General features: G+C 26.6%; 6 protein-coding genes. 4 read left to right on the forward strand and 2 right to left on the reverse strand.

The annotated features are described in order from the left end of the window. From Q0V09_RS07405 to Q0V09_RS07420, 4 genes are all read left to right on the forward strand, one after another. A partial coding sequence (locus Q0V09_RS07405) for an ATP-binding cassette domain-containing protein (RefSeq protein WP_297488056.1) occupies window positions 1-548 on the forward strand: 548 nt, incomplete at its 5' end. Window positions 549-550: 2 nt separating this feature from the next. Beyond that, complete coding sequence (locus Q0V09_RS07410; RefSeq protein WP_297406783.1) at window positions 551-1,294, forward strand: ABC transporter permease; 744 nt, start codon at window positions 551-553, stop codon at window positions 1,292-1,294. Continuing rightward, window positions 1,291-2,280 (forward strand): ABC transporter substrate-binding protein, encoded by a 990-nt coding sequence (locus Q0V09_RS07415; protein WP_297406782.1) that lies wholly within the window; start codon window positions 1,291-1,293, stop codon window positions 2,278-2,280. The genes Q0V09_RS07410 and Q0V09_RS07415 overlap by 4 nt, the downstream gene beginning before the upstream one ends. Before the next feature lie 99 nt (window positions 2,281-2,379). Further along, complete coding sequence (locus tag Q0V09_RS07420; RefSeq protein ID WP_297488059.1) at window positions 2,380-3,723, forward strand: MATE family efflux transporter; 1,344 nt, start codon at window positions 2,380-2,382, stop codon at window positions 3,721-3,723. A gap of 13 nt (window positions 3,724-3,736) precedes the next feature. Here the strand turns inward: Q0V09_RS07420 and Q0V09_RS07425 are convergent, their stop codons facing one another. After that, entirely contained in the window at window positions 3,737-4,585 is an 849-nt protein-coding gene (locus Q0V09_RS07425) for a WYL domain-containing protein (RefSeq protein ID WP_297488061.1), read from the reverse strand. Window positions 4,586-4,647: 62 nt separating this feature from the next. Continuing rightward, window positions 4,648-5,117 (reverse strand): lacto-N-biose phosphorylase central domain-containing protein (locus Q0V09_RS07430; RefSeq protein WP_297488064.1); only part of this gene is annotated, 470 nt, incomplete at its 5' end.

Consider the following 5,117-nt stretch of genomic DNA (forward strand, 5'->3'; position numbering starts at 1 on the left):
CAGGAATTGAAAATAATTTTTTAGGAACTATTTCTAGTTCTAAAATAGCATATATGCCACAAAAAGATTTACTTCTTCCTTGGAGAAATATTATCTCAAATATTCTATTACCTATAGAATTAAATAAAGGGGATCTAAATAAAGGGAAAATCAAAGCTCTTAATTTTTTAGATAAACTAAATTTAATGAATTATGCTTATAAATTTCCCAATGAACTTTCTGGTGGAATGAAACAAAGAGTTTCTTTCTTAAGAACTATTATTACAGAATCTGATACTCTTCTTTTAGATGAACCATTTTCTGCTCTTGATGCAATAACAAAGGAAGACTTACAACACTGGCTTTTAGATATAATAAAAGATTTAAAAAAAAGTATGGTTTTTATTACACATGATATTAATGAAGCTATTTTTCTATCTAATAGAATCCTTGTTTGTAAGAACAAACCTATGAATCAACTTATTGAGTTTAAAGTTAAAAAAAATATAACTTCAACTGAACTAAAAGAATTAAAAGAAAATATTTTAAAAATTATAAGGGAGGGATAATAATGTTAAAAAAAATATCCCCTAGTCTCTTATCTGTAACTGTTTTTTTTCTTTTGTGGGAAATTGTAGGTAGATATATTGGAATGCTATTTATTTTACCTTGGCCAACTGCCATTTTAAAAAAAATATGGATTTTAAAAGAACCACTATTTTTAACTCATCTTCCTGTTACTTTACTTACAGCTTTAGTTTCTATCTTTTTTTCACTAATTCTTGGTGGAGCTTTAGCTATACTTATGGATTTTAACAAAAAAATAGAAGAAGCTATTTTTCCAATTATTGTAACTACTCAAACAATTCCAACAACAGCTCTTGCTCCAATTTTCATTTTATGGTTTGGATATTCTATTTGGAGTAAAGTTATTGTTGCTGTATTAATAACTTTTTTTCCTGTTACTATAACTATTTTCCAAGGTTTAAAAGGTGTAGAAAAGGATCAAATAGATCTTTTTAAAAGTTTTAATGCATCAAAAAAAGATATTTTTTTTAAATTAAAAGTACCTACTGCTATTCCTTCTTTTTTTTCAGCATTAAAAATTAGTATTCCTTTAGTTCTTATTGGAGCTGCTATTGGAGAATGGCTAGGAGCCACAGCAGGTTTAGGTTACTTTAGTAAAAGAATGATGAGTCAGCTTGATGGAGCTGGTGTTTTTGCTCCCATTGTTATTATCTCTCTTCTTGCTATAGTTTTAGTGGAAATTATAACATCTCTTGAAAAATATATATTACGTTGGAGGATTAAATGAAAAAAATATTATTAAACTCTTTTTTTATTATTTTAACTATTCTTTTTACAGGTTGTCAGAATAAAGATAAAAAGGAACCTCTTCAAGAAGTAAGCATTGTTTTAGATTGGTATCCAAATGCTGTTCATGCTTTTATATATGATGCTGTTGATAAAGGATATTTTAAAGATGAAGGACTTAAACTGAAAATACTTTTTCCTTCTAATTCTTCTGATCCTCTTACTTTAACAGCTGCTAAAAAAGCTGATATGGGAATATATTATTTAAATAATATTATTATGGCTAAAGCCAATGAAAATATTCCAATTAAATCTTTTGGAACAATATTGCAACGTTCTGTTAATACTGTCATTTCATTAAAGAAAAATAACATTTTATCTCCTAAAGATTTCCAAGGAAAAATTGCTGGAACAAGTGGAGGGCCTCTTTCTGAGCTTTATTTATCTGCCATGATGAAAAACGATGGGGTTCCATATAGTTCTGTTAAAATGATTGATGTTGGTTTTGATATCTTAACATCTATGATTACTAATCAAGTTGATTTTACAATTGGTGGAATGCTTAATCATGAAGTTCCAGTTATGGAAGATAAAAATATAGACATAAATTATTTTCCACTTGATAAATTTGGTGTTCCTCAAGCTTACGAGCTTCTTCTAATTGCCAATGAAGACTCACTTAAAAACAATTCATCTACCTATAAGAAAATAGTTAGAGCTTTAAAGCGTGGATTTAATGATATGAAAAATAATCCCGATGCAGCTCTTGATCTTTTACTAACTAAACAAGAGGCAGATCAATTTCCACTAAAGAAAAGTGTTGAAAAACAAAGCATGAATATACTCCTTCCAATTATGGAAACTAAAAATGCTCCATTTTTATCTCAAAATTCTACAATATGGAATACTAATATAAATTGGTTATATGATAACAAAATAATTAATAAAAAACTTCCTGCATCAGATTTTTTTATTAATTTAAACTAAGTAAATAAAGGATAGAAAATACATAAAGATTTTCTATCCTTTATTTACTTTTTAATATATAATAATCCAAAGATTTCATATATTTTTGGGGGGATTTATTTGAAAAAAACATTATTATTTTTTAGAGAAAATAAAAAGGAAATTTTCTCAATTTTTACAATTGCACTACCTACTATTATTGATATGTTTGTACAAACACTTCTTGGTTTTTTCGATTTAATTATGGTCGGAAGATTAGGACCAGAAGCAATTGCTTCTGTTGGACTTGGAACTGCACCTCTTCTTACAATTATTCCTATCTTCTTTGCTATTAGTGTAGGAGCGACAGCAATGGTTAGTCGAGCTTTTGGGGCTAAAAACTTTAAAGAAGTTAAAGAGGTTATGAGTCAAAGTTTAATCTTAGGTTTTCCTGCATCAATTTTAGTTACTCTTTTATTTTTATCTTTTGGAGAAAATATATTGAATTTAATTAGCAAAAATCAACCTATTTCTGATGCTCTTTCATACTTTTCTGTAGTATCTCTTGGATTACCATTTTTATGCTTTAATATTCTTTTTGCATCTGGATTTAGATCAATAAATAAAGCTAAAATACCAATGATAAATAATATAATTTGTGTAATATCAAATATAATTTTAAATTATATTTTTATATTTACTCTAAATTTAGGAGTTTTAGGAGCTGGAATAGCAACTACAATATCAAGAGGTATTGTGACATTTATTTTTTTATTTTTAGCCTATTTCAAAAAAGATTATTGTATCTCTTTAACTTCTAAAGATTTTGTTTTCAATAAAGAAATATGTAGAAGACTTCTTAAAATTGGTCTACCTTCAGCTGGTGAACAAACTATTTTCAGAATTGGAATGTTAGTTTTTGAAGCTATGTTAATAAATTTAGGAACCTTACAATATGCTGCACATAAAATTGCTTTAACTGCTGAATCCTTCTCATTTAATCTTGGATTTGGATTCTCTGTAGCAGGAACTACTCTTGTAGGACAACATTTAGGTGCCTTAAATTATGATAGAGCTAAAAAAACAGGATATTTAAATACACTTTTAGCTATGCTTGTTATGACTAGTTTTGGATTTGTTTTTATGTTCTTTCCAAAATTTGTTATATCTCTTTTTACTTCAGACTCAGAAATTGTCCCTTTAGCCAGTGAAGCCCTTAGGATAGTTTCTGTTGCTCAACCAGCTCTTGCTATGTCTATGGTTCTTAGCGGTGCTTTAAGAGGAGCTGGAGATACTAAATCGGTTTTATGGATTACTGGTTTTGGAATGTTTTTTATTAGAATCCCTTTAACATATATTCTTCTTTATAATTTTAATATGGGACTTAAAGGAGCTTGGTTTGTAATGATTATCGATCTCTCTTTTAGAGGCTTTGCATGTTTTAGAAAATTTAATCAAGGTAAATGGAGATATATCCAAGTATAAAAAAATTCCCCTCTTACGTAAGGGGAATTTTTTTATACTTATTTAAGGCTTTTTCTAATCTTTTTTCAAACCAACTTCTTAGTGAAATAGGCTCTAAAATCTCTGCATCATCTAAAAAGTAACTAAAATATCTTTTAGCCTTTTCTTCAGAGCATTCAAGAACATATATACTATCAATTTTTTCCAAAAGTTTTGGTCTATTTACTCTAATCTCTTTAAATAATTTTTCTCCTGAATTTGATAATCTAACTTTAACAATTTTCCCTTTAGATAAAAAGGGATCAAACTCTTTTTTTACACTTTCGATAAACTTCTTATCTCTCACCTTAAAATTTTCTTTAGTCAAATAAATATTATTAATATATTTAAGTTTATAATTCTTCCAAGAATTCTCTTTTATATTATAACAAAAAATATAATTTGCTAGCTCTAATTTTGAACATCCTAAATAATAAGGTTCTATCTCCACTTCATTTTTATCATTAAAAATAATTTTTTCAACTCTTCTCTCTTTTATCCCAATTTTTAAAAGTTCTACCTCTCTTTCAAATAAAAAAGCTTCTCTTTCTTTTTTTCTCATAAGAGCATAATATGTAATAATATCCCTAAAAAATTCTGATTCATTTTGAATATTGTTTTCCTCTAAAAAAAAATAATAATTTTCTTTATTTTTTTTTTTTAAATTAAACTGTATAACTTGAGTATCTCCATCAGATTTTATTTTTATTTTTGAAAATTCAGTTTTTAATTTTTCATATATTAAATTTAAAAGTGTATTTTTTTTTATTAAAAATTCATCCATATCACTTTCTAATATTTCTAATATTTTTTTGGATAAAGTTATTCGTATCTTTTTCTCCATATATACTCTCCATATAATTTTATATTAGATTTATTATAACATGAACTTTCACAAAAAATAACCTACACTAAATGCCATTGCATTTCATAAGCTTCTAACGCTACCTCTTTAATCTCTTTATTTTTACACACTATTTTTGTAACTTGCTTTTCTTTAGAGTTATTAATTACTGCTATTTTTTTAGATTTTTCATAAAAATAAACCTCTGTATTTATATTTGTTGTTAAGTACATATCCTCTTCCTTAGTAGATGCCCATATAATAGCTTTCTGAAGAACTCTTGCATTTTCTATTGTATATGGAAGTCCACTTATATAAACACCTCTTCCCTCTCCAAAAGTATTTCCAGATAATTTTACTCCATCATTTATATCAAAATCTAAAATTTCTAAATTTTCATTTGTAGAATATATATTTCTACTTGCAAAACCTACCTCTAAATTTATATTTTTAAAATCATTTACTATATAGTGATTTTCTATATTCACCTTATCTCTTTTAGTAAATTGCAGTGTATTCTCTTTTTCCTTTG

This window comes from uncultured Cetobacterium sp. (assembly GCF_947039425.1).
Taxonomy (GTDB): Bacteria; Fusobacteriota; Fusobacteriia; order Fusobacteriales; family Fusobacteriaceae; genus Cetobacterium_A.